Here is a 23,956-nt window from a genome sequence, read left to right as displayed (position 1 = left end):
CTCACGAGACAAGCAAAACTGGATTAGAAAAGTGTGTGTGAAAAATAACAACATTTTTTCCAACAGAATTGGCTTATCGTTTTAGCACCTTGCTTGTTGTTGCAGGTTGCTATCTCTTATGAGATTCGTGATAACTGATGCAAATATAAAAGCTTTTTTGCTCAATTATCACATAAAACGCTTTTTTATTAAAAATAAACCATACAAGAACAATTATTCAACATTTGACAGTACCTTAATTCTTTTTATACCTGTCTTACACTATTATTGTTTTTTTCCGTATCAATCGATAGCGAACAAAAACCAAAATACTGGCAAATCTGTAGCGCAATATTCGGAACCGAGAGTGCTTCAAGTGTTTCTTTTATTATTTTCAGAAGTTTTTCAATTTCCGTACTAGTACCTCCAAAAAAATCTTCAATTCCTTTTATAAATGCAGAAGCCAAAATCAAATCTGGTATATCTGCAATATTAATACATCCGGTATAGGATAGTAATGTATAAAGTAGAATCATAACCGCAATTTTACAAGTCAGGCAGTCATTAAATATATTGCGGAATTTTCGGACATTATCATTAAAAACTTTAACGAAATCATCATTAAACCGAACTCTTTTTAAAATCTTTATGTTAAAATTATTCATCAAAGAGGCATATGGATTTTCAAAAAAAGAATCCCTGTTTTCAGTGTGATCCAAACTGATTTCCAGTTTTTTCATTTCCTCTCGTAGGTTTTCGATTTCGTCGTTCGAAAAAGGCTGAAATGCGTATTGTTGTCCTTCCATATTGTTATTTTTAGTTCTGTTATCTTTATTTTCAATATAAATATAGACAATTTGTACTATTTTAATTTTGTTATCAAAAAATAATCACCTGATTAACAACATAATAATCACTTTAAAAATAAAATCCCTTACCCTTTCTATTTTAATATCTTTGAAAACATTCTACTTATGATCATCACACAATTGTTCCCTATATGAATGCTATCGAAACTTTATATACTTTATTATTAGAAAACAAGCTTTGGGAAACCGAAACGATTTTTAAACGAAATACTTACCTGATAACCGAAGGCAGCCTGGATTCGACTGTTTTCTTTATTGTTGAAGGTAGCGTCCGGGTGTTTACTATTGATACCGAAGAAGAAAACACCATCCGGTTTGGTTATAAAAATTCGTTTGTTACGGCCATTGACAGCTTTTTCACAGACAAACCTACACAATTTTATATTCAGGCACTGAAAAAATGCACCGTTCGGACCATCTCTAAAAAAAGTCTGCTGCATTTTATAGAAAGTGATCTAACGCATTTAAAATTATGGAATACAATACTCGGTCAGCTGATACTCCAACAAATGGAACGGGAAAGAGATCTGCTAATGGCTTCGCCTGTCGATCGGTATAAAAGTGTTTTAAAACGAAGTCCACAGGTTTTCCAGGAAATTCCGGATAAATATATCGCTTCCTATCTTCGAATGACCGCCGAAACCTTGTCACGTATCAAAAAGTCTTGATTTGCATCAATTTTTATTCGTCCGTCATATCCGAATTTTGTACAAATATTTAAACGATGGAAACAAAGCAACTACTGGACGAATTAACTACGATAACCAAAAGTAATATTGAAATTGCGAATTCTTTTAAAGCTACTAATCCGAAAACACTCAACTGGCGACAATCGGAAAAAAGCTGGAGTATTTTGGAATGTCTTGAACATCTGAATCGTTATGGCGATTTTTATCTGCCGGAGCTAAATCGTTGTATTGCAAAAGCCCGTAATAAAAAGCCGCAATTGTTTTATAAAACCGGAGTTTTAGGCGGTTATTTTGCCCGAATGATGAAAGCGGAAAGTACTACCAAAATAAAATCCTTAAAAAGTTATAATCCAATCGGTAGTCAACTAGATCAAGGTGTTCTGGATGTTTTTATTACGCAACAGGAAACCTTATTACTTATTCTCGAAAAAGCACAGCAAGTTGATCTGATCAAATGCAAAACGGCTATTAGTCTGAGTCGGTTTATCCGTTTGCAATTGGGCGATACGCTATCGTTTCTGATTTACCATAACGAACGCCATGTAAAACAGGCTTCGAATGTTTTAAAACAGTATTCAAAAAATATTTAATTATCTAATATATAACACCTGACAGGTTTCTAAAACCTGTCAGGTGTAGCAAATAGCAATAAAAAGGAGGCTTCTAAGCGGACAGCCCTTTATTTGTATAGCTGCAAGGAATTTTTTCTATACTTACCCTTTTTCCAATTACATCTGGAGAAACACCTGACAGGTTTTAGAAACCTGTCAGGTGGTGACAAATAGCAATAAAAAAGGGCCGTCTAAAGACAGCCCTTTATTTTTATAGCGACCGGGAATTAACCCAATACTTCTTTTACTTTTTTACCGATTTCAGCCGGAGAATCTACCACGTGGATTCCATTCTCTCTCATGATACGTTTTTTAGCTTCAGCAGTATCATCAGCACCACCAACAATCGCACCTGCGTGACCCATTGTTCTTCCTTTCGGAGCGGTTTCACCAGCGATAAATCCGATTACCGGTTTGCGGTTTCCGTCAGCTTTAATCCAACGTGCAGCATCAGCTTCCAATTGTCCACCGATCTCACCGATCATGATGATACATTCTGTTTCCGGATCGTTCATTAATAATTCTACCGCTTCTTTAGTAGTCGTTCCGATAATCGGGTCACCACCAATTCCGATAGCTGTAGTAATTCCTAAACCTTGTTTTACAACCTGATCAGCAGCTTCGTATGTTAATGTTCCTGATTTAGAAACGATACCTACAGTTCCTTTTTTGAAAACGAAACCTGGCATGATACCAACTTTAGCTTCACCCGGAGTGATTACACCCGGACAGTTAGGTCCAACTAAACGACAGTCTCTGTGTTTAATATAATCATAAGCTTTAATCATATCGGCTACCGGAATACCTTCTGTAATCGTGATGATCACTTTGATACCAGCATCCGCAGCTTCCATAATTGCATCAGCAGCAAAAGCTGGCGGAACGAAAATGATAGTCGTATCGGCACCTGCCTGATCAACAGCGTCTTTTACCGTGTTGAAAACCGGACGGTCCAAATGCGTTGTTCCTCCTTTACCCGGAGTAACTCCACCTACAACGTTACTACCATATTCAATCATTTGCGTAGCGTGGAAAGTTCCTTCGCTACCTGTAAATCCTTGAACAATTATTTTAGAATCTTTATTTACTAAAACACTCATGATATTTTTTTTATATTATTTTTAAAAACTGTGTTGCAAAAATAGGGTTTTGAACGTAATCGAAGAAAGTTTTTTCAAACTTTTATCGGCTATTTTTTATTTTTTTCGCTTAGTCCAACTGACTCATCTGGTAAACCTTATAGAGCTTATCGTCTTTGAGTTCACAGATGACCATAAAATGCGCTAAAATGATCTCTTCGTTTGGATTTTCAATCGGTGCTACATAATGGGTATAATGTAGCGATACCTTATGATTGTCTTCCAAAATATGATTGATTTCGATCCTTGACGCGATATACGATTTACTCAGTTCCGTTGCCAGTTCCAGTAAATCCTGTTTGTCCAGTTGTAAAAAGCCTTTGGAACTGTGCCAGTTAAAGATGATTTCATCGTGCAGGAATGTTTCCATCAAACTCTTGTTTAACGGACCATTTGCCAGATAAAACGCCTGAACCAGTTCTTTATTCATTTTTATTGATTTGTGTTAGAATTTGCGGAATCTTTTTCACGTAAGCCAGCTGTTTTAGTTTTTCCCTTGACTCTTCGGCCGGGTAACCAAAATAAACTTTACCGCCTTCCAGTGATTTTGAAACTCCGGACTGTGCCAGAACAACCGCTTTTTCACCGATGGTAATACCACTGGTAGTTCCCACTTGTCCCCAAAGCGTTACTTCATCTTCGATGATTACACATCCGGCAATTCCGGTTTGAGCCGCGATAAGACATTTTTTACCAATTACCGTATCGTGTCCGATATGTACCTGATTGTCTATTTTAGCGCCTTCGCGAATGGTTGTATCTCCGGTAACACCTCTATCGATGGTACATAAAGCACCGATACCAACGTTATTTTCGATTACCACACGACCGCAGGAAACCAACTGATCAAATCCTTCCGGGCGTTTTTTATAATAGAACGCATCTGCTCCTAAAATACTACCGGCATGGATAATCACATTATCGCCAATTACCGTATCGTCGTACAAAGTAACATTAGGATGAATCAGGCAGTTTTTACCAATCACCACATTATTTCCGATAAAACAATTGGGCTGAATTACGGTACCTTCGCCAATGACAGCGGTATCCGAAATAGCAACTCCTGTTGCTTTAAACGGTTTGAAGTGACGTGATAATTTATTAAAATCGCGGAACGGATCGTCCGACAATAAAAGCGCTTTCCCTTCAGGGCATTCCACTTCTTTATTGATCAAAACTATTGTTGCAGCCGACTGTAATGCTTTGTCGTAATATTTCGGGTGATCCACAAAAACAATATCACCCGGTTCAACCACGTGAATCTCATTCATTCCCTTTACCGGAAATTCGGCATCACCTACAAATTTACAATCAATTATCGCAGCGATTTCACGTAAAGAATAGGTTCTTGTAAATTTCATATTATAGTAAGATAAAATTGGGCAATATAAAATTGCCCAATAAAAATAAAATTATTCTTTAACCCGTTCCATATAAGAACCGGTAGCGGTGTCGATTTTAATTTTGTCACCTTCGTTGATAAACAAAGGCACGTTAATAGAAGCTCCTGTTTCTACTTTTGCCGGTTTAGTAGCATTTGTAGCCGTATTTCCTTTAATCCCAGGCTCTGCATAGGTTACTTCCAATACTACAGATGCCGGCATATCTACTGATAATGGCGCTTCCGTTTCAGCATTGATCTGAACCATTACATTTTCTCCTTCTTTTAATAAATCCGGAGCATCAAGGATGTTTTTATTTAAAGCAATCTGCTCATACGTTTCCACATTCATAAAGTGAAAATCTTCTCCTTCCGCGTATAAAAACTGGAATTTGTGAGTTTCTACCCGAACTACTTCGATTTTATGTCCTGCTGAGAAAGTATTATCCAATACTTTACCATTGGTTACACTTTTTAATTTTGTTCTTACAAATGCAGGTCCTTTTCCTGGTTTTACGTGTAAAAATTCTACAATTTTATAAATATCATTGTTGAATTTGATACATAATCCGTTTCTAATATCAGCCGTACTCGCCATTTTTTATTTTGTTTGTTTATTTAAAAATCTATTTGCTTACTTATTAATATATACCGGTATACCCTTTCATTACACCTCTTGAGGAATTACGAATGAATAAAATAATCTCATCGCGTTCCGGAGTAGCTTCCATTTCGGCTTCAATAATGCTTAAAGCCTGAGTGGTATTGTAATTTTTCTGGTATAAAATTCTGTAAATATCCTGAATTTCTCTGATTTTTTCAGTAGAAAATCCTCTTCTTCGCAATCCTACCGAATTAATTCCCACATAGGATAGCGGTTCTTTTGCAGCCTTGGTAAACGGCGGAACATCTTTACGCAAAAGCGATCCTCCGGAAATCATGGCATGCTCTCCGATATTGATAAACTGGTGTACTGCCGAAAGTCCGCCAATGATGGCAAAATCGCCAACCGTTACGTGACCACCTAAAAGTACGCCATTTACAATTATTACATTGTCTCCGATATGACAATCGTGCGCAATATGCGCCGTAGCCATAATAAGACAGTTTTTACCTATTTTAGTAACACCGGATGCTACCGTTCCACGGTTTACCGTAACACATTCCCGTACTGTGGTATTGTCTCCGATAATAGCCAAAGAATCTTCACCTCCGAATTTTAAATCCTGAGGAACAGCCGAAATAACGGCTCCCGGGAAAATATTACAGTTTTTCCCAATACGGGCACCTTCCATAATCGTCACATTGGAACCGATCCAGGTTCCCTCCCCGATTTCAACATTATTATGGATCGTTGTAAAAGGTTCAATCACCACATTTTTCGCAATCTTTGCGCCCGGGTGTACGTATGCTAAGGGTTGATTCATACTTTGCTTGTTTAATTCTTTTTCACGATTTGTGCCATCAATTCGGCTTCGGTGACTAATTTTCCGTTGGAATATGCACTGGCCTGCATATGACAAATTCCTCTTCGGATTGGTGACAACAGGTCTAATTTGAATACCAGTGTATCGCCCGGCAATACTTTATTTTTAAATTTCACATTGTCAATTTTCATAAAGTAAGTCAGGTAATTTTCCGGATCCGGAACCGAACTTAAAATAAGGATTCCTCCGGTTTGTGCCATCGCTTCCACGATTAAAACACCCGGCATAACCGGCGCTCCAGGGAAGTGCCCTACGAAGAAATCTTCGTTCATCGTTACGTTTTTCAAACCAACCACATGTGAATCGGACATTTCCAGAATTCGGTCTACCAACAAAAATGGCGGACGGTGTGGCAACATAGACATAATTTTAGTTACATCCATTAACGGTTCTTTGTGAAGATCGTATACCGGAACCTGATTGCGTTGTTCTGTTTTAATAATTTTCGACATTTTTTTCGCAAATTGCGTGTTTACATAGTGTCCCGGTTTATTTGCGATTACTTTCCCTTTGATTCGGGTTCCGATTAAAGCCAAATCACCAACCACATCCAATAATTTGTGACGGGCGGCTTCGTTCGGGTAATGTAACGTCAGGTTATCTAAAATTCCGTTTGGTTTTACGGAAATTTTTTCTTTTCCGAATGCTACTTTTAAACGCTCCATTGTTTCCTGAGATATTTCTTTATCTACATAAACAATAGCGTTGTTCAAGTCGCCTCCTTTTATCAATCCGTGTTCCAACAAACTTTCCAGTTCGTGTAGGAAACTAAATGTTCTACAATCTGCGATTTCGGTTTTAAATTCACCGATAGATTTCATGGTAGCATTTTGCGTTCCCAATACTTTGGTTCCGAAATCAACCATAGTGGTTACCTGATATTCATCGGCCGGCATCACGATAATCTCGCTACCCGTTGCTTCGTCGGTATAGGAAATCACTTCTTTTACCACATAAACATTTCGTTCGGCATTTTGTTCTTCAACACCCGCTTTTTCGATTGCTTCAACAAAATATTTGGATGAACCATCCATAATAGGCGGTTCTGAAGCATCTAATTCGATGATTACATTATCAATATCACATCCCACCAAAGCGGCAAGTACGTGTTCGGAGGTTTGAATCTTAACGCCTTTCTTTTCAAGGTTGGTTCCTCTTTGCGTATTTACAACATAGTTGGCATCCGCTTCAATGATCGGTTGTCCTTCCAAGTCTACACGTATAAAGGTGTAACCATTATTCACAGGAGCCGGTTTAAAGGTCATGGTTACTTCCTGACCTGTATGGAGCCCTACTCCTTTTAATGAAATTTCGTTTTTAATGGTTGTTTGCTTAACCATGGCTTAAATTTTGGTTTTATTTTGTTGCTATTTTTTTCGTTTTAAGTCTTCGATATCTTTTACGATTTTCGGCAAGTTTTTAAAGACCACATAGGATTTGCTGAAATCGCCGTAATTAAACGCCGGACTTCCCTGTATGGTTTCAAAATCTTTTACACTTCGGGATACTCCGGATTGTGCCTGTATCTTAACATTGTTTCCAATCGTAATATGACCTACGATACCCACTTGTCCGCCAATCATACAATTTTTACCGATTTTAGTCGATCCGGCTACTCCGGTTTGCGATGCGATAACGGTATTTTCGCCGATCTCGACATTATGTGCAATTTGTATCTGATTGTCCAGTTTTACCCCTTTACGGATAACAGTCGATCCTAACGTTGCACGGTCGATTGTAGTACAAGCACCGATGTCGACATTGTCTTCGATGATCACATTTCCAATTTGCGGTACCTTATTATAAACGCCTTCTTCGTTTGGTGCAAAACCAAAACCGTCGGAACCGATAATAGATCCGGAATGGATCACACATTTTTTACCGATTTCGGTTTCGGAATAAACCCGTACTCCGGCAAATAATATAGTATCATCGCCAATCGTCACATTGTCGCCAACAAAACTATTCGGGTAAATCTTTACATTATTTCCGATTTTCACATTGGCACCGATATAACAAAAGCTTCCCAAATACAGGTTTTCCCCGTACGTTACATTATCTGAAATAACCGAAGGCTGTTCGATTCCGGACTTCATCAGTTTCACCTGATTGTAATACTCCAGTAATTTGGAAAAGGATTTATAGGCATCTTCTACTTTAATAAGTGTCGTTGTAAGCTCCTGTTCCGGTTCGAAAGTAGCATTAACGATTGTAATCGTGGCCTGTGTGGTATATATATAATTAAGGTATTTCGGATTGGCTAAAAAAGTTAACGATCCCTCCGTACCTTCTTCTATTTTTGCTAATTTATAGACTTCGGCCGCGGGATTCCCAACAACTACTCCTTCTAAAATACCTGCAATTTGTTCAGCTGTAAATTTCATCCCGACAAAAATATAAAATTTAATTTAATCTAAACTTCCTAAAAGTACTTTTGGAAAACAGATATAATATTTGGTAACCGGTTTGGACAGGGCTTTCAGATTCATTTGGTCGGATGCTTCGACAACATCTTCCACGGTTCGGTCTTTTTTCAGGATACGAATTGGCTCTCCGGCTTTATTATACGCCTGATTTTTAATTTTTCCTTTAAAAACAAAATACTCCGCCTCTTTTTCCGTCATTGGATGCAAAGCCAGCCATTTCTTTTTAAGGACTTCCACATCCGAATTTTCGACTTTTTCGGACACCATGCGAATCTTAAGCAAATCACGATTAATAATCATTTTGCTTAAGGAAGCCAACACAAAGTCATCGTGAAACTGCCATGTTTTAATCGCACTCATAATATCAAAGTCATCCAATTGAGCAAATTTGTCCAATATGTCGTTATCAAAATCGTTCAATGTCACCTTATGTGTCATAAAAAATTGTAACGGCTTACTGCATTCCGGAACCTGACCTTTTTGTGCCAGTTCTTTAGCACGCTTTAATATCTTGGTCAGTATCAACTCTGCCACCACACTGGTTTTATGCAAATATGCCTGCCAATACATTAGTCGGCGGGCGCCCAGAAATTTTTCTACCGAATAAATTCCTTTTTCTTCGATAACCAATAAGTCATTTTCTACGTTCATCATCTGAATCAGACGTTCGGAATTGATATTTCCTTCGGCTACACCGCTGTAAAAACTATCCCGTTTCAGGTAATCCAAACGATCCATGTCCAACTGACTTGAGATAAGCTGTAACATAAACTGTCGGTGATAATCCCCTTTAAATACCTGAATCGCCAAACTTAGCTTCCCTTCAAACTCTTCGTTTAAACGGTTCATAAACAGCATTGAAATTTCCTCATGATGTACATCTTCCACAATACTGTGTTCCATCGCATGTGAAAAAGGACCATGGCCAATATCGTGTAATAAAATGGCAATATACAAAGCCGTTTCCTCCTCGTCCGAAATAACAACACCTTTAAAACGCAATACCTGAACCGCTTTTTGCATGATATGCATACATCCCAGGGCATGATGAAAACGGGTATGATGCGCTCCGGGATAAACCAGATAGGACATCCCCATTTGCGAAATACGTCGCAATCGTTGAAAATAAGGATGCTGAATCAGGTCGTAAATTAAGGTATTGGGAATGGTAATAAAACCATATATAGGATCATTCAGAATTTTAAGCTTATTGATTTGGCTCACCGTATAATTGAATTAGATTAACAAATATAAAATAAAAAACAGAAAATTATTTTCAATTTCCATCATATTTCAAGTTACCTCCGGTATACCCTTAAAATTACCTGCGCGAATATTTTTACAAAATACGCATTTTGCGAATAAAAAAGTAAAACCACCTGCTTTTTGAATAAGTTTTTTACCTAAATTAGTAGTACTAAATCACATAGTTATACGCAAAATGCGATTTATTAGAATTTCGAGATCTATTATCAACTTCTAATTTTTGCCGAATATGAGATTGCCCCTTCTTTTTACCGTAGCTATATCCTGTGTTTCCGTATCGGCTCAAGTCGGCATCGGAACTACGACTCCGAAATCGAGTCTGGATATTTCCATCGCAAACAGCCTAACTCCTGCAAATACCGATGGAATTTTAGTCCCTAGAGTCAATAATTTTCCGGCTTCAAATCCAGTTACAGCCGGATTAATGATTTATTTAGACGACACCGACAACAACGACCCACAACCCGACGGTTTTTATTTTTGGAACAAAACCAAATGGAATTATGTTTCCGGATGGAATTATTATGGCAATGAAGGTACTTCACCTTCTACTGCTGCTATCGGAGTGGCCGCAAATGGCGATTATATCGGCACAAAAGACAATGCCGATTTTATTGTCGGTACCAATGGATTGGAACGACTTCGCATTACGGCTGCCGGAAATATTGCCATTGGAAAAACCAACCCTACCAAACGCCTTGAGATCAATGCAAATAATGATTATATAAAATTTGAAAATCTTGCCACCAAAACGACGACCACCAAAACTTTTTTTATGGTGCGCGACGCGAATAATGAAGTCGGTTTGTCGGAAGTAGAAAACGTAGCGGGACAATTAATCCGTATCGGACTCAACACCGCCGCATACGACACCACCGAAAAGGCCATCCGTTTTAAAGACAATAATGACGCTACCGAAATGGGTGGTAACAATTTTATCAATACGATAACCGGAAGCTCCTTTACCGAAGGAGGCGCACTTGCCACCGATAAGGATTTTATCAATTTACCACCAGGAACCTATAAAATCACACTAAAAGCATCCTATACCAATGGCAGTAGTGGTTTATTAAGCCTTTCGACCACCAACAATATTAACTTTCGCTTCTATGTAAACGGAACCGAATACTCCCGTCAGTATTCCAATTTTAATGCTACAGGACTTTTAAGTTTGGGTATCGCAGCCGACTTAGTAAAAAACGATTGTATTTTTACTGACTTCCTTACCCTGACAGCCGCCTCTACTCCAATTTATTTTTCGGTCCAAAACGATGGATCCGTTCCCTATACTATTACCGGAAAATCCGGAACCGGTTATCGCTCTATAATTCTTGTTGAACGTTTACGTTAGCCCTATACCCCATATCTCCCAGCCATTCCTTTATGATAAACCTTAAAGGAATGGCATTATTTTTCCTATTTTTCTTATAAAAAATAGCGTCTTGCGATTTTTAGTAAATAATTGTGAAAATTATGTTCCTAGAAACCAAAAAAGTAATTATTTTTGTTCTGTTGTAAAAATTACGGAAAAACCGTAATTCAAATCCAAAATTATTTATATAAGTAAATTAATTCCATTTTACAGCGCTGTTAAAAAAAGAACACCTTATTGTAAAAAAAATAATTTTCCTTACAATCATGGCATATTTTTTGACAAAATAGTTTAGGAACAGTTAATGAATTGATAATTATATTAGAACCTGAAAATGCAAGAGGGAAACATACAAACCGCGAAAAGTATCTTAACGCGTGTTAAAAAGGTCTTTAAAATAAAAACAGATGCACAATTAGCCGAATTACTGAACATTAAGCCGAACACCATCTCTAGTTGGAAGAAGCGAAATACGCTCGACTATGAATCCATCATCGCGCAATGTAACAAAGCTAACATTGATCTGAACGAGATTTTCCTTGGAAATGAGAACTTCAACTTTAAGAAAAAAACAACACCGATTATTACGAAAGAGATGCTTTTTCAATATACTACCGGTGAGTTAAATCTTGAAAGAAGCGATATTCCAACCATTAATATCCCATTTTTGCAACAAAAGCGTTCGATGGTATTCCAGGTGAATACTTCGGAAATGGAACCGGATATTAAAGAAAATACTTTCGTAATCTGCGAAGAAGCCAGCGCCAGCGATATTGCCAGCAATTCGTACGCTGTATTGATCAGCAAAGAAAAAGGATTGTATATGTCTAAAGTTTTACAAAATGAAACTGACGAATCGCAATTAACACTTATATCGCGAAAAGAGTCCATCTTTTCTGCTAAAAATGAGATCAAGAAAGACAAAATAGATGAGATTTGGAAAATAAAAGGTGTTCTTGATATCTTTAATTAAAAAAGGAGTTCCGACTGGAACTCCTTTTTGTTTTTATTAAGTCTAATTTATTTTTCTACGATAATAAAATCGGAACGACGGTTCACCGCATATTCCGCTTCGGTACATTTTACTCCGTTGCGGCATTTGTTTTTTGGTCGCGTTTCGCCATATCCGATCGCGCTTAAAACTCGTTCCGGCTCAATTCCGGATTCGATAATATAGCGTTGTGTCGCTTTGGCACGATTATCCGATAATTTCAGGTTATAGGAATCCGTTCCTCTGGAATCGGTGTGCGATTCGATTTTGATTTTCACTTTTGGGAATGTTCGCATTACATAAACCACGCGATCCAATTCGGTTACCGCTTGTGGTGTAATATCCCATTTGTTGTAATCGAAATAAATCGGATTCACATCAATTTTTTCGTTTTTACCATCTTTAACCGTAAAATCTTCCAGTTTCGCCAATTCAAAATCTACCGACAATTTTGCCTCATTTTTAGCATTGGCTACTACCGGTTTATCCTGATTCGCGAATCCCTCTTTCGAAGCATCAAATTTATAGGTCGCACTACACGGAATTGTGATCTGGTATTTGCCATCTTCGCCCGTTGCGGTTTCGAATTTTAAATCGCCAAACGAATCGTACACTTTTATCGCCGCACTGGCAATAGGCAGTTTTGTTTTGGCACTTACAACCGTTCCGGATACAAACTGGTTGCATTCGGCTTTTGACTTCGTAAAGAAATAAATATCGTCATCGCCTTTACCTCCGTCGCGATTGGACGAAAAATAGCCATATTTGGTTTCAGCATCAATGATATACGAAAAATCATCTTTATTACTATTAACCGGTTCGCCCAGGTTTTTAGGCTCGTCAAAATTTAACTTACCGGAATGTTTGCTTTCGTACACATCCAATCCACCAAAACCGTAATGTCCATCGGATGAAAAATACAATATACCGTTGTTGTAATACGGAAACATTTCCCGTCCGATCGTATTGATTTTTGGTCCCAGATTTTGTGGCGTATTAATACTTCCGTCGGCAAAAACTTCGGCTACATAAATGTCGGTTTCCCCATATCCGCCCGGCATATCAGACACAAAAAACAACCATTTCCCATCCGGACTTAACGACGGATGTCCAACGCTGTATTCATAACTGTTGAAAAACATTTTTTCGATATTGATCACTTTTCCGTTTTCAATTGTTCCGCGGAAGATCTGGAAGTTGTTCACACCTTCCTTGTCGATTTTCAGTTTGTTTTTATTCTTTTTGGTCGCATTGGTCGTAAAATAGATCGTTTTTAAATCCGGTGAAAACGTCAAGGTCGCATCGTGATAATTGGAATTGATTTCTTCGTAAAACGGCTTTTCGTTAAACAAAGCACCGGTCGACGCATTTCTGTCGGCTACATAAAACGACAGGAAAGGTTGTTCGTTCCAGGAATACAGTCGTTTGATCAGTTTTCCTCCTTTTTTACTGGATGAATACACCAACTGGTTTCCATAGAAAGTCGATCCGAAATCGGAATACGACGTATTAATTTCCAACGGTACAATCTTATAAAGTGATGGCTTCTGTGCCAAACTGTCATTGTATTTCTGCTGGGCATTAAAACTATCGATCATATCCTGATTTCCTTTGCCTTTGAGGTATTCTTTAGTGATCTTATTCGCATCTTCATAATCGCGTACGCCACGAAGCGTTTGCGTGTAGCGCAACATATATACTTCGTTCAGGTTTTGCCCCTGTACCGTATATAATTTCTTATACCAGGTTAAGGCTTTACGCATATCACCAAGATAATAGTACGTATCCCCTACATTCATTAACGTTTGTATCGACGGATTGGGTTCCTTTTCCAAATATTCTTCATATGCTTTGGCCGCATCTACATAACACATTCCGTGAAACAGTTTGTCGGCATCCTTAAGCTTTTGCTGAGCATAGGTAAAATGGATACAAAATAACAGGCTGAAAAATAGTATTTTCTTCATATACTTCGGTATTAGAAAAATCGTGGTGATTTAATTGCTGATGATTTCGGTGGCAGTTGGAAACGCAGGATGATTTCATGCGTTCCATCGTTGTATTTGTTTAATTTGGTTGTGGAATAATCGAATGCATATCCTATAAAGAAATGATCCAGGAATTGCAATCCGGCCATCGCACTCACCGAGTCGTCCCAACGATAGGAAGCACCCAACGTTACCTTTTCCTGAATCAGGAAATTTGCCGATAAATCGGCGGCCAACGGTGCTCCCGAAACCGCTTTTAACATTACGGAAGGTTTGAATTTAAGCCCATCCGTTACATCAAATACATATCCTCCGATAAGATAATAGTGCAGCTTGTCGGCCATTACCGATTCCTGAATATCATCGTAATAATCCTGTTTGATGAAATTCGGAACAGAGGCACCCAAATACCATTTTTCGCCATACAAGTACAAACCGGCACCGATTAATGGCATGATCTTATTGGAAATATTATTGTTTAACAGCACATCATTACTATCTAAATACCGCCCTTTGGACCAGTCGACATTTAAAACCCTGGCACCGGCTTTTAAACCGAATGCCAATTTGGCTTTATAGCCCAGGTTAAGGGTGTATGAAAAGTTTCCGGATGCAGACGTCTCGGTAGACGGCCCGATTTTGTCGGCGATTACATTTAGCCCCAAACCGATTTTATCGGATATCGGCGAATGTACTCCCAACGTTCCTGTTCTCGGAGCACCATCGATTCCCACCCATTGCGAACGGAGTAGCAAATTGGCTTCCAGTACTCCGGGTGAACCTGTATATCCGGGATTGATGGTGATGGTATTGTACATGTACTGCGTATACTCCGGATTTTGTTGTGCTTTTGTCTTTTGAGGTAGCAAAAATGCCGCTCCTAAAAAACTTATGGCTATTAGTTTTATATTGATTCTCATATTGCGTCGTATTTAATTGATAAAAAACTTTGGAAAGGTTATATCATGATTATCTCATGATATAAACCCATCCGGTTTTAACAGTACCTGTATTGTCTCCCGTATCAAAAACATAGTAATATGTTCCTGTAGGTAAAACGGATCCGTCGAACGTTCCGTTAACATTCGAAATTCCTTTCCAGTCGTTTTGGTAATATCTTGTTTTATAAACCAGATTACCGTAACGGTTGAATATTTCTAAGGAGTTATTCGGGAAATGTTCGGCACATTTAATCGTGAATACATCGTTGGCTCCGTCGTCGTTAGGTGTAAACTCGTTGTATACCACCAAACATTTCGGTTCTACTGAAGCACTGGCGGTATTGTTGTTTACATCTACATCTACCGGGTCGGAACTCGTTATGGTAGCCGTATTCAAATAATCGCCTGAGAATAAAACTTTAACGGTAAGTTGTAAAGTTGCCACCTGATTGGCATTTAGCGTCGGAATCGTCCAGATTCCGGTATTGTTGTTATAGGTTCCGTGGGAAACTACCATACTCACAAATGCATAGCCATTCGGAATTGCTTCGTTTACAATAATATTCTGGAACTGTGCCTGACCCGTATTGGTAACGGTAATCGTAAAGACTACATTGTCATCAATAAACGGTGTCGGATTGTCAACCGATTTGGTAATGGTGATATCCGAACAGTTGGTTACATTCAGATTCATTGCAGCCGAGTTACTCGTGCTACATCCGTTGGCATCGTTGTAGGATACGCTAACGGTATTGGCTCCGATTTGTGTCCACAGTACGGTAATTGTATTATCGGTTGTTGTACCACCGTTTACAATCTGTCCGCCACTGCTTACTACCCATACATAGTTGGACATTCCGGTATTGGTTGTATACGTCACCTGATCCTGAATACAAGCTGTTGGAGAACCGCCTGTGATGGTTGCCTGTGTTCCGTTAAAGAACTGAACCGCAACAGCCAATCGGATGGAGCTTTCACAACCGGTAACCGGATCAACCAGTACACCATAATAGGTTCCTGCCGTTAATGGTGTGTTTGATGCCACTACAGTTCCGCCGGTTGGTGCATTGTACCAGATTACTCCGGTTTCGTTTACCTGAATCGACGCTACCGTTGGATTGGCAGTCTGACAGAAGTCCTGAGTCGTATCGTTTGTTGTTGGCGTTGGCGCATCGTTTATCTGAACCGCTACCGCCAATCGGATAGAGCTTTCACAGCCTGAAGTCGGATCAACCAAAGCGGCATAGTAGGTTCCCGTTGTTAATGGCGTAGTTGAAGTGACTACTGTTCCGCCGGTTGGTGCATTGTACCAGATTACTCCGGTTTCATTCACCTGAATCGACGCTACCGTTGGATTTGTCGATTTACAGAAAGCCTGACTGGCGTTATTTGTAGTCGGTGTTGGTCCATCGTTAACTTGTACTGAAACGGCTAAACGGATCGAACTTTCACAGCCTGAAGTCGGATCAACCAATGCAGCATAGTAGGTTGTTCCACTTACCAATGGTGTCGTCGAAGCCACTACCGTTCCACCGGTTGATGCGTTGTACCAGATTACTCCGGTTTCGTTTACCTGAATCGAGGCTACCGTTGGATTGGCTGTTAAACAGAAATCCTGAGTGGTATCATTTGTTGTTGGCGTTGGCGCATCGTTGACCTGAACGGCAACTGCCAATCGGATGGAGCTTTCACAGCCTGAAGTCGGATCAACCAATACACCATAATACGTTCCCGTAGTTAATGGCGTGGTTGAAGTGACTACCGTTCCACCTGTTACAGCGTTATACCAGATTACTCCGGTTTCGTTTACCTGAATCGATGCTACTGTTGGATTTGTTGACTGACAAAAGTCCTGAGTCGTATCGTTTGTTGTTGGCGTTGGCGCATCGTTTACCTGAACAGCAACTGCCAATCGGATAGAACTTTCACAACCCGAAGTCGGATCAACCAATACACCGTAATACGTTCCCGTTGTTAATGGCGTAGTTGAAGTTACTACTGTTCCTCCAGTTGACGCATTATACCAGATTACTCCGGTTTCGTTTACCTGAATTGACGCTATCGTCGGATTTGTCGACTGACAGAAGTCCTGAGTGGTATCGTTCGTTGTTGGTGTTGGCGCATCGTTTACCTCAACGGCAACGGCCAAACGAATCGAGCTTTCACAGCCTGAAGTCGGATCAACCAATACACCATAATACGTTCCCGTAGTTAATGGCGTGGTTGACGCTACTACTGTTCCACCGGTTGATGCGTTATACCAAATCACTCCGGTTTCGTTTACCTGAATTGACGCTATCGTCGGATTTGTCGACTGACAGAAATCCTGAGTCGTATCGTTTGTTGTTGGCGTTGGCGCATCGTTTACCTGAACAGCAACTGCCAATCGGATAGAACTTTCACAGCCTGAAATCGGATCAACCAATACACCGTAATACGTTCCTGTAGTTAATGGTGTAGTTGACGCTACTACCGTTCCACCGGTTGACGCATTATACCAGATCACTCCGGTTTCGTTTACCTGAATTGAAGCAATCGTTGGATTTGTTGACTGACAGAAGTCCTGAGTCGTATCGTTTGTTGTTGGTGTTGGCGCATCGTTTACCTGAACGGCAACAGCCAAACGGATCGAACTTTCACAGCCTGAAGTCGCATCAACCAATACACCGTAATACGTTCCCGTTATTAATGGCGTAGTTGAAGTGACTACCGTTCCGCCGGTTGGTGCATTATACCAGATCACTCCGGTTTCATTTACCTGAATCGACGCTACGGTCGGATTGGTCGACTGACAGAAATCCTGAGTGGTATCGTTTGTAGTTGGTGTTGGCGCATCGTTTACCTGAACAGCAACGGCCAAACGGATCGAACTTTCACAACCTGAAGTCGGATCAACCAATACACCGTAATACGTTCCCGTTGTTAATGGCGTGGTTGACGCTACTACCGTTCCACCGGTTGATGCGTTATACCAGATCACTCCGGTTTCGTTTACCTGAATCGACGCTATCGTTGGATTTGTTGACTGACAGAAATCCTGAGTCGTATCATTTGTTGTTGGCGTTGGCGCATCATTTACCTGAACAGCAACTGCCAAACGTACTGAACTTTCACAACCGGATGTTGCATCGATCAATACACCATAATACGTTCCTGTAGTTAATGGTGTTGTAGGTGCTACTACTGTACCGCCGGTTGACGCATTATACCAGATCACTCCAGTTTCGTTTACCTGAATCGACGCTATAGTCGGATTGGTCGACTGACAGAAATCCTGAGTCGTATCATTTGTTGTTGGCGTTGGCGCATCGTTTATCTGAACGGCAACTGCCAATCGGATAGAGCTTTCACAACCTGAAGTCGGATCAACCAATACACCGTAATACGTTCCTGTAGTTAATGGTGTAGTTGACGCTACTACCGTTCCTCCAGTTAACGCATTATACCAGATTACTCCGGTTTCGTTTACCTGAATCGACGCTATCGTTGGATTGGTCGACTGACAGAAATCCTGAGTGGCATCGTTCGTTGTTGGTGTTGGTGCATCGTTTACCTGAACGGCAACGGCTAAACGTACCGAACTTTCACAGCCCGATACAGCATCAACCAATACACCGTAATACGTTCCTGTTACTAATGCTGTAGTCGACGCTATTACGTTACCATCGGTTGGTGCATCATACCAGATTACACCGGTTTCATTGACCTGAATCGACGCTATCGTCGGGTTTGTCGATTTACAAAAATCCTGAGTCGTATCATTCGTTGTTGGCGTTGGCGCATCGTTTACCTGAACCGCTACTGCTAGGCGTACTGAGCTTTCACAACCTGATATGGCATCTACCAATGCGCCGTAATAAGTTCCGGTTACCAATGGTGTTGTAGTCGCTAATGGTGTACCACCGGTTGGTACGTTATACCAAATTACACCGCCTTCGTTAACAATAATCGATTCCACGATTGGATTATCAACTTTACAGAAATCCTGAGTCGCATCGTCGGTGGTTGGTGTTGGCGCATCGTTTACCTGTACTGTCACTGCCAAACGCACCGAACTTTCACAGCTTGTTGTCGCATTTACCAATACCCCATAATAAATTCCGGTTACCAATGGCGTAGTCGACGCTATTACGTTACCATCCGTTGGGGCATCATACCAGATTACACCGGTTTCATTAACCTGAATCGACGCTATCGTCGGGTTTGTTGATTTACAAAAATCCTGAGTGGTATCATTTGTTGTTGGTGTTGGTGTATCGTTTACCTGTACGGCCACTGCCAGACGTACCGAGCTTTCACAGCCCGATATGGCATCAACCAGTACACCATAGTAGGTTCCGGTTACCAATGGTGTTGTAGTCGCTAATGGCGTTCCACCAGTTGGTACATTATACCAGATCACTCCGGTTTCGTTTACCTGAATTGAAGCAATCGTTGGATTTGTTGACTGACAGAAGTCCTGAGTCGTATCGTCAGTGGTTGGCGTTGGTGCATCACTCATTCTCACGATTACATCCTGTAAAGTACCCGGAAGGTTGGTACAGGTTGTTTCGCTCGAAACCGCTACATAATAAGTATACGGACTGTTTGTTGTGGTTAAGCCGCTAATGGTTAAAGTACCGTTTGCCGCAATACTATAGGTCACCCCACTAACTGTTCCGTTCGTAATCGGTTGAGTGATATCGTTACTAAAATACCATGTAAATACCGGGTTCGTCAATGTAGTGGTTGGCTGAATCGTTATCGGATTCGGGTTTACCAGACAGTGTTGAACATCGCTTACCGTAATATCGGTGGCTACAGACGATGGTAATATCGTAAAGGTAACCGATCGTCTCTCGGCCGGTAAAGTCGCACAGAATTGATCGGAACTAACGCCTACATAATAGGTATAGGTTCCCGGTGCTAATCCGGTTAAGGCTAATGTAGCCGTCGATTGTCCGGTGATTAAAGTCTGATTCGTTCCGTCAAAACTATACCAGTAATAGATTGGATTAGTTACCGCTGGCGTACTGTTTAGCTGCGCTGTTAACGTCACAGCACCCGTCAGGCTACAAATGGTTGTAGCATTTCCTGAGTTGATCTGTATTCCGGTTAAAGACGCTTGTGGAGACGTCGCACGAACAGTTATTGTGATTAGTGTTCTTTCCATCACTTCACATCCGCTTCGTACCGGTTGCAGGTAGAAATTATGACTACCTACCGTAAGACTATATGGAATGGTATAGGAAGTTCCACTGGTTATCAGGTTTCCTCCTGTTGGGGCATCATACCAGTTAAAAGTTGTACAGTCAATTGGAGCAATACTCACTACATCGCCATAACAAACTTCAATGATACGATCGCCACCGCTTCCTACAACATCAATTGCTGCTTCACGGGTTACGGAATGAATCTGTAAGGCGTTTAATACACTGGCCGCACCACCAAAACGAATACGCACGCGATCAAAAGCCGGTGATGTTGCATTGGTTATCAATACAGCTTCTGTCCCTCCGTTTAATAATTGCAGGGTCAGTAAGCTACTACTGCCATCTAATTCAGGCCCAACCGGATTGTTACCCATATAGCGCTGGATACTAAAACCAGCGATAAGTCCAAGATTTAATACGGTGCTAGGTCGTGACATTCGTACTTTTACCACATCATTTTCCTGTGACGTTGAGCGGAATTTCACTGTCAGTTCCGATGCAGCTAAAACACCTACACCGGTAGTCATTGTTGCAAAAGTAGCATCGTTATTGTCGACAGCATTCCACGGATTCGTTACGCCAACCGTACTGGTTAAGGCTCCGATTCCTAAGTCGATATTGCCATAGAATACATCTTCCACATCCCCCGGCTGACAAACTACCGGATCGGCAACTTTATGATAGTAGGCTTCATATATACGGGCACTTTGCGCTACGCTTAATACCGATCCGATTTGGATTCGAATACCATCATAGGCTTTCGGACCTGTACTATTGGATGGTACAAAGGTATATTCGAAATTATTTTCACCCGGTAACAGGTTTAATAAGGTTCCAGATAATTGCTGTAAGGTTCCGATATCAATCGGGTTCCCCAGTCCATCTCTTTTGGTACCGATAACCGATACGGCTCCCAGTAAAGCCAGTCCGCTAAATTCGCTTCCTACTTTTACGGTAATCGGTGTTCCTGCCGGAATGGTCGTATTCCACTGGATATTTTGCCAGGTTGTACCAATTCCCAATAGTCCCAAACCGGTTGTAATAGTTGAGAATGTCTGCGGATTATGGTCAATCGCCAATGCACCGTTTGTTACACCTCCCGTGATGATCGATCCGGAAGTTTGTGTGTCGGCATAAACGCGATCTAAAAATACCGGACAGTTGGCCGGATCAATTACGTTTACCGTTACGGAAAGACTCACCGAACACAGTCCGTTGCTGGCAACCGCTGTAAACGTATAGTAACCCGCTGTTGTAAACGGACCGGCTACGTTAGCTCCTAAAGCCGTTCCACTCTGGTTGTACCAGGTTACGGTGGCATTAGACGTTGCTTGTAAGGTTACCGAATCGCCTAAGTTAACCGTATAGGTTGCCGGATTAACCTGCAAGGTCGGTAGCGGATTAACCGTTACCACTACCGGTTTACGCGCAGATGCACAAGCATCGGCCGGATTAGAGGCCTCTATATAATAGGTTCCGCTCGTCGTAATATTTGCCGCAGCCGCAGCCGTGATCGGGTTATTACTACTATCATAGAAAGTATAGGTTGTCGCTCCCGAAGTATCGAAATTGGTGATCGCATCTCTAAGGTTTACAAAACCACAACCGGAAATAGAAGCCAATACCGTTAATGGTGTTTCAGCTCCCAGCCCTACCTGTACAGCAGCCAGTGTATTGATTGCGTTTTCACACAATCCGGCTACTTCTATCGCGATATAATAATTTCTCGGTGTATTGGAGGCGTTTAATCCACTAATAGCAAGTGTTCCGAGTGCATCATTTTTAATATACGTAAGCCCCGGATGTCCGGAAAATCCACTGATAATTTCCTGTGTTTTGTTTTGATCCGTATAGTATTTAAAAACACCTCCTGTTAAACTCGTAGTTGGTGCTAAAACAGCCACACCCATACACGATGCATTTACATTGGCATTAATGGTGATGTTCGAAGCTGTTGGCAATGGATGTACCGTTAATTGTATCGGAACTCTTTCCGAAAGTCGGGCACATCCTATCTGACGGGTAGCTACATAATAGGTAGCACTCGCGGTTACATTATTCAGTACATACGGTACATTATAGGCTGTAACGGCCAGTGGTGTGGTTCCGGTAAGGCTGTTAAACCATACCAGTTCGTTTGTCGAAGCCGTCGAAGCGGTTAAATTCACTGTTTGGCCACTACAAGCCGTAATAGCCAGGTTTCCGGCTGTTACCGATGGTTTGGCCGGCGAACGGTACACATCGAATATTTTTACCGTTTTAGTAGCGTTTAGCTGTACCAATGAGGAAATTGTTACTCTAACCCGGTCAAAAGCTTGCCCCGGAGTAAACACTACATCTGTTTTTGCTCCGGAACTGAGTAATCCCAAGAGATCGAGATTGAGCAAGGCCCCCAAATCCGACGAATAAACGACACTGGTTCCATTTAAAGCTTCGATCTTAATTCCATCCGAAACACCCAAATTGAGTAACGACGGATCATCGAGTTGTAAAACCAGATGAAACTGATCGGTTGCTGCTGATGGTGACGCAAAATATATCGTCTGACTGATTGTTCCTGCTACCGTCAATACCCCCTGACTCACCTGAGAAAAAGTAGTATTACTGTTATCTATTGCGAAATTAGGATTCGCAACTCCTGCGCCACCTACTCCTAAAATATCGACTGTACCTCCGGTACCATCAAACGAAGTCGCAAAAGCCGGATTACAAACATCACTTCCCGAAAAATGAAAGGCGCTGTAAACCCGTAACGTATTAATTGTTCCTAATAATAAGGTATTGGTATAATCTTCAATTTCGATACTATTATAAGCGACACTAGGTGTAATCGCAATATAATAATTACCGTTAACATCGTATACAAGCCTGGCGTTTTCGTTGGCAAAACCGTTAATCGACGAAGCCGTAAAAACAGGTGTTGCATTGCCGGTTTCTTTTGCCCGAACCTCAAAATAATGATTCCCTAGTGCAAGCGTTCCTGTAAGATTTGCTAATGCACCTCCCAAACCACCTCCAAGAAGCGTATTTAAAAGTGTGGCATCGGTTTGGATTCTTACATAAGATGTGGTTCCAGCCGGGACAGTAGTCGGAAATCCCAGCTCTATCCTACCGGTGTACGAGCCCAAATTAATGGCAATACCACCGTAGGATTCCAGTGTAGCGTAATCGGTTGTACTAACCGATACCGCATTGCCCGGCGCAGCAACATGACTGTTGTTACCAAGCAGTTGATTGGCATACACATAACTTATCTGTGCATGGGAATCAACGTGAACGAAAAAGAAAAATGCCAAAAAGAGCAGATAGAGCCTTTTAAAACATCTTTTCAAGGTAAAATTCCAATTCATAAGCAATAGTTTTAAATTAGGTTGTGCAACTATATAAAGAACTATCAGACAACTCACAGGAGTGCCGGAAAGCTATTAATCTTTCATTTATGCTGTCTTGCTAAGTGTTAAATAGCTACTTATTCAAACAAAATGGCGATTACTTATAATTTTGGGATTTTGGTTTTTTAGTAACGGATCAAAGGATTCATTCTCTAAAAACATTAAATATGTTCTTTTTCGCTTTAAAATGATCCGGAACAAATGAAATCAATACAATCAATAAATGTAACTTT

General features: G+C 40.6%; 16 protein-coding genes and 1 riboswitch. Of the genes, 4 read left to right on the top strand and 12 right to left on the bottom strand.

Features of this window, described 5'->3' with window-relative positions:
• Window positions 1-43: 43 nt before the first annotated feature.
• Window positions 44-139, bottom strand: a riboswitch (SAM-I-IV-variant riboswitch).
• 106 nt (window positions 140-245) lie between these two features.
• Window positions 246-785, bottom strand: coding sequence for a hypothetical protein (locus AAFN64_RS07840; RefSeq protein WP_347760021.1), 540 nt, complete (start codon window positions 783-785; stop codon window positions 246-248).
• 194 nt (window positions 786-979) lie between these two features.
• On the opposite strand from AAFN64_RS07840, the gene AAFN64_RS07835 reads away from it, so the two are divergent.
• Together AAFN64_RS07835 and AAFN64_RS07830 are read left to right on the top strand one after the other, a co-directional pair.
• Window positions 980-1,516 carry a Crp/Fnr family transcriptional regulator gene (locus tag AAFN64_RS07835; RefSeq protein ID WP_347760020.1) on the top strand — a complete coding sequence of 179 codons (537 nt, stop codon included), beginning with the start codon at window positions 980-982 and terminating at the stop codon, window positions 1,514-1,516.
• Window positions 1,517-1,572: 56 nt separating this feature from the next.
• On the top strand, window positions 1,573-2,127 hold the full coding sequence (locus tag AAFN64_RS07830; protein ID WP_347760019.1) for a DinB family protein: 555 nt from the start codon (window positions 1,573-1,575) through the stop codon (window positions 2,125-2,127).
• Window positions 2,128-2,375: 248 nt separating this feature from the next.
• Here the strand turns inward: AAFN64_RS07830 and sucD are convergent, their stop codons facing one another.
• The 8 genes from sucD to AAFN64_RS07790 all read right to left on the bottom strand — a co-directional run bounded on the left by sucD (window position 2,376) and on the right by AAFN64_RS07790 (window position 9,805).
• Window positions 2,376-3,248, bottom strand: a complete 873-nt coding sequence (gene sucD, locus AAFN64_RS07825; RefSeq protein WP_136401399.1) for a succinate--CoA ligase subunit alpha — start codon at window positions 3,246-3,248, stop codon at window positions 2,376-2,378.
• Between the two features lie 109 nt (window positions 3,249-3,357).
• Window positions 3,358-3,717, bottom strand: coding sequence for a nuclear transport factor 2 family protein (locus AAFN64_RS07820; protein ID WP_300491910.1), 360 nt, complete (start codon window positions 3,715-3,717; stop codon window positions 3,358-3,360).
• Window positions 3,710-4,648, bottom strand: coding sequence for a UDP-3-O-(3-hydroxymyristoyl)glucosamine N-acyltransferase (locus AAFN64_RS07815; RefSeq protein ID WP_347760018.1), 939 nt, complete (start codon window positions 4,646-4,648; stop codon window positions 3,710-3,712). Before AAFN64_RS07815 ends, AAFN64_RS07820 begins: the two co-directional genes overlap by 8 nt.
• 51 nt (window positions 4,649-4,699) lie before the next feature.
• Window positions 4,700-5,266 (bottom strand): elongation factor P, encoded by a 567-nt coding sequence (gene efp / locus AAFN64_RS07810; RefSeq protein ID WP_300491914.1) that lies wholly within the window; start codon window positions 5,264-5,266, stop codon window positions 4,700-4,702.
• A gap of 43 nt (window positions 5,267-5,309) precedes the next feature.
• Window positions 5,310-6,095 carry an acyl-ACP--UDP-N-acetylglucosamine O-acyltransferase gene (lpxA, locus tag AAFN64_RS07805; RefSeq protein WP_300491916.1) on the bottom strand — a complete coding sequence of 262 codons (786 nt, stop codon included), beginning with the start codon at window positions 6,093-6,095 and terminating at the stop codon, window positions 5,310-5,312.
• Window positions 6,096-6,106: 11 nt separating this feature from the next.
• On the bottom strand, window positions 6,107-7,495 hold the full coding sequence (locus AAFN64_RS07800) for a bifunctional UDP-3-O-[3-hydroxymyristoyl] N-acetylglucosamine deacetylase/3-hydroxyacyl-ACP dehydratase (RefSeq protein WP_300491919.1): 1,389 nt from the start codon (window positions 7,493-7,495) through the stop codon (window positions 6,107-6,109).
• A 27-nt stretch (window positions 7,496-7,522) separates the two neighbouring features.
• Window positions 7,523-8,539 (bottom strand): UDP-3-O-(3-hydroxymyristoyl)glucosamine N-acyltransferase, encoded by a 1,017-nt coding sequence (gene lpxD / locus AAFN64_RS07795; protein WP_300491921.1) that lies wholly within the window; start codon window positions 8,537-8,539, stop codon window positions 7,523-7,525.
• A gap of 24 nt (window positions 8,540-8,563) precedes the next feature.
• Complete coding sequence (locus tag AAFN64_RS07790; RefSeq protein ID WP_300491922.1) at window positions 8,564-9,805, bottom strand: HD domain-containing protein; 1,242 nt, start codon at window positions 9,803-9,805, stop codon at window positions 8,564-8,566.
• A gap of 271 nt (window positions 9,806-10,076) precedes the next feature.
• On the opposite strand from AAFN64_RS07790, the gene AAFN64_RS07785 reads away from it, so the two are divergent.
• The gene (locus AAFN64_RS07785; RefSeq protein WP_347760017.1) at window positions 10,077-11,198 is read left to right on the top strand and encodes a hypothetical protein; all 1,122 of its coding nucleotides are present in this window, start codon (window positions 10,077-10,079) and stop codon (window positions 11,196-11,198) included.
• Window positions 11,199-11,553: 355 nt separating this feature from the next.
• Entirely contained in the window at window positions 11,554-12,192 is a 639-nt protein-coding gene (locus AAFN64_RS07780) for a helix-turn-helix domain-containing protein (RefSeq protein WP_300489926.1), read from the top strand.
• 47 nt (window positions 12,193-12,239) lie between these two features.
• Here AAFN64_RS07780 and AAFN64_RS07775 read toward each other — a convergent pair whose 3' ends face one another.
• The 3 genes from AAFN64_RS07775 to AAFN64_RS07765 are packed head-to-tail and all read right to left on the bottom strand — an operon-like array spanning window position 12,240 to window position 23,681.
• Window positions 12,240-14,177 carry an OmpA family protein gene (locus tag AAFN64_RS07775; protein WP_347760016.1) on the bottom strand — a complete coding sequence of 646 codons (1,938 nt, stop codon included), beginning with the start codon at window positions 14,175-14,177 and terminating at the stop codon, window positions 12,240-12,242.
• An 11-nt stretch (window positions 14,178-14,188) separates the two neighbouring features.
• Window positions 14,189-15,118, bottom strand: coding sequence for a type IX secretion system membrane protein PorP/SprF (locus AAFN64_RS07770; protein WP_300489932.1), 930 nt, complete (start codon window positions 15,116-15,118; stop codon window positions 14,189-14,191).
• 49 nt (window positions 15,119-15,167) lie between these two features.
• Window positions 15,168-23,681: a gliding motility-associated C-terminal domain-containing protein gene (locus AAFN64_RS07765; RefSeq protein ID WP_347760015.1), complete on the bottom strand. Its 8,514-nt coding sequence runs from the start codon at window positions 23,679-23,681 to the stop codon at window positions 15,168-15,170.
• Window positions 23,682-23,956: the final 275 nt, after the last annotated feature.

Source organism: Flavobacterium sp. CAU 1735 (genome assembly GCF_039888695.1).
GTDB lineage: Bacteria > Bacteroidota > Bacteroidia > Flavobacteriales > Flavobacteriaceae > Flavobacterium.
This window is presented reverse-complemented; position numbering and strand designations above follow the sequence as displayed.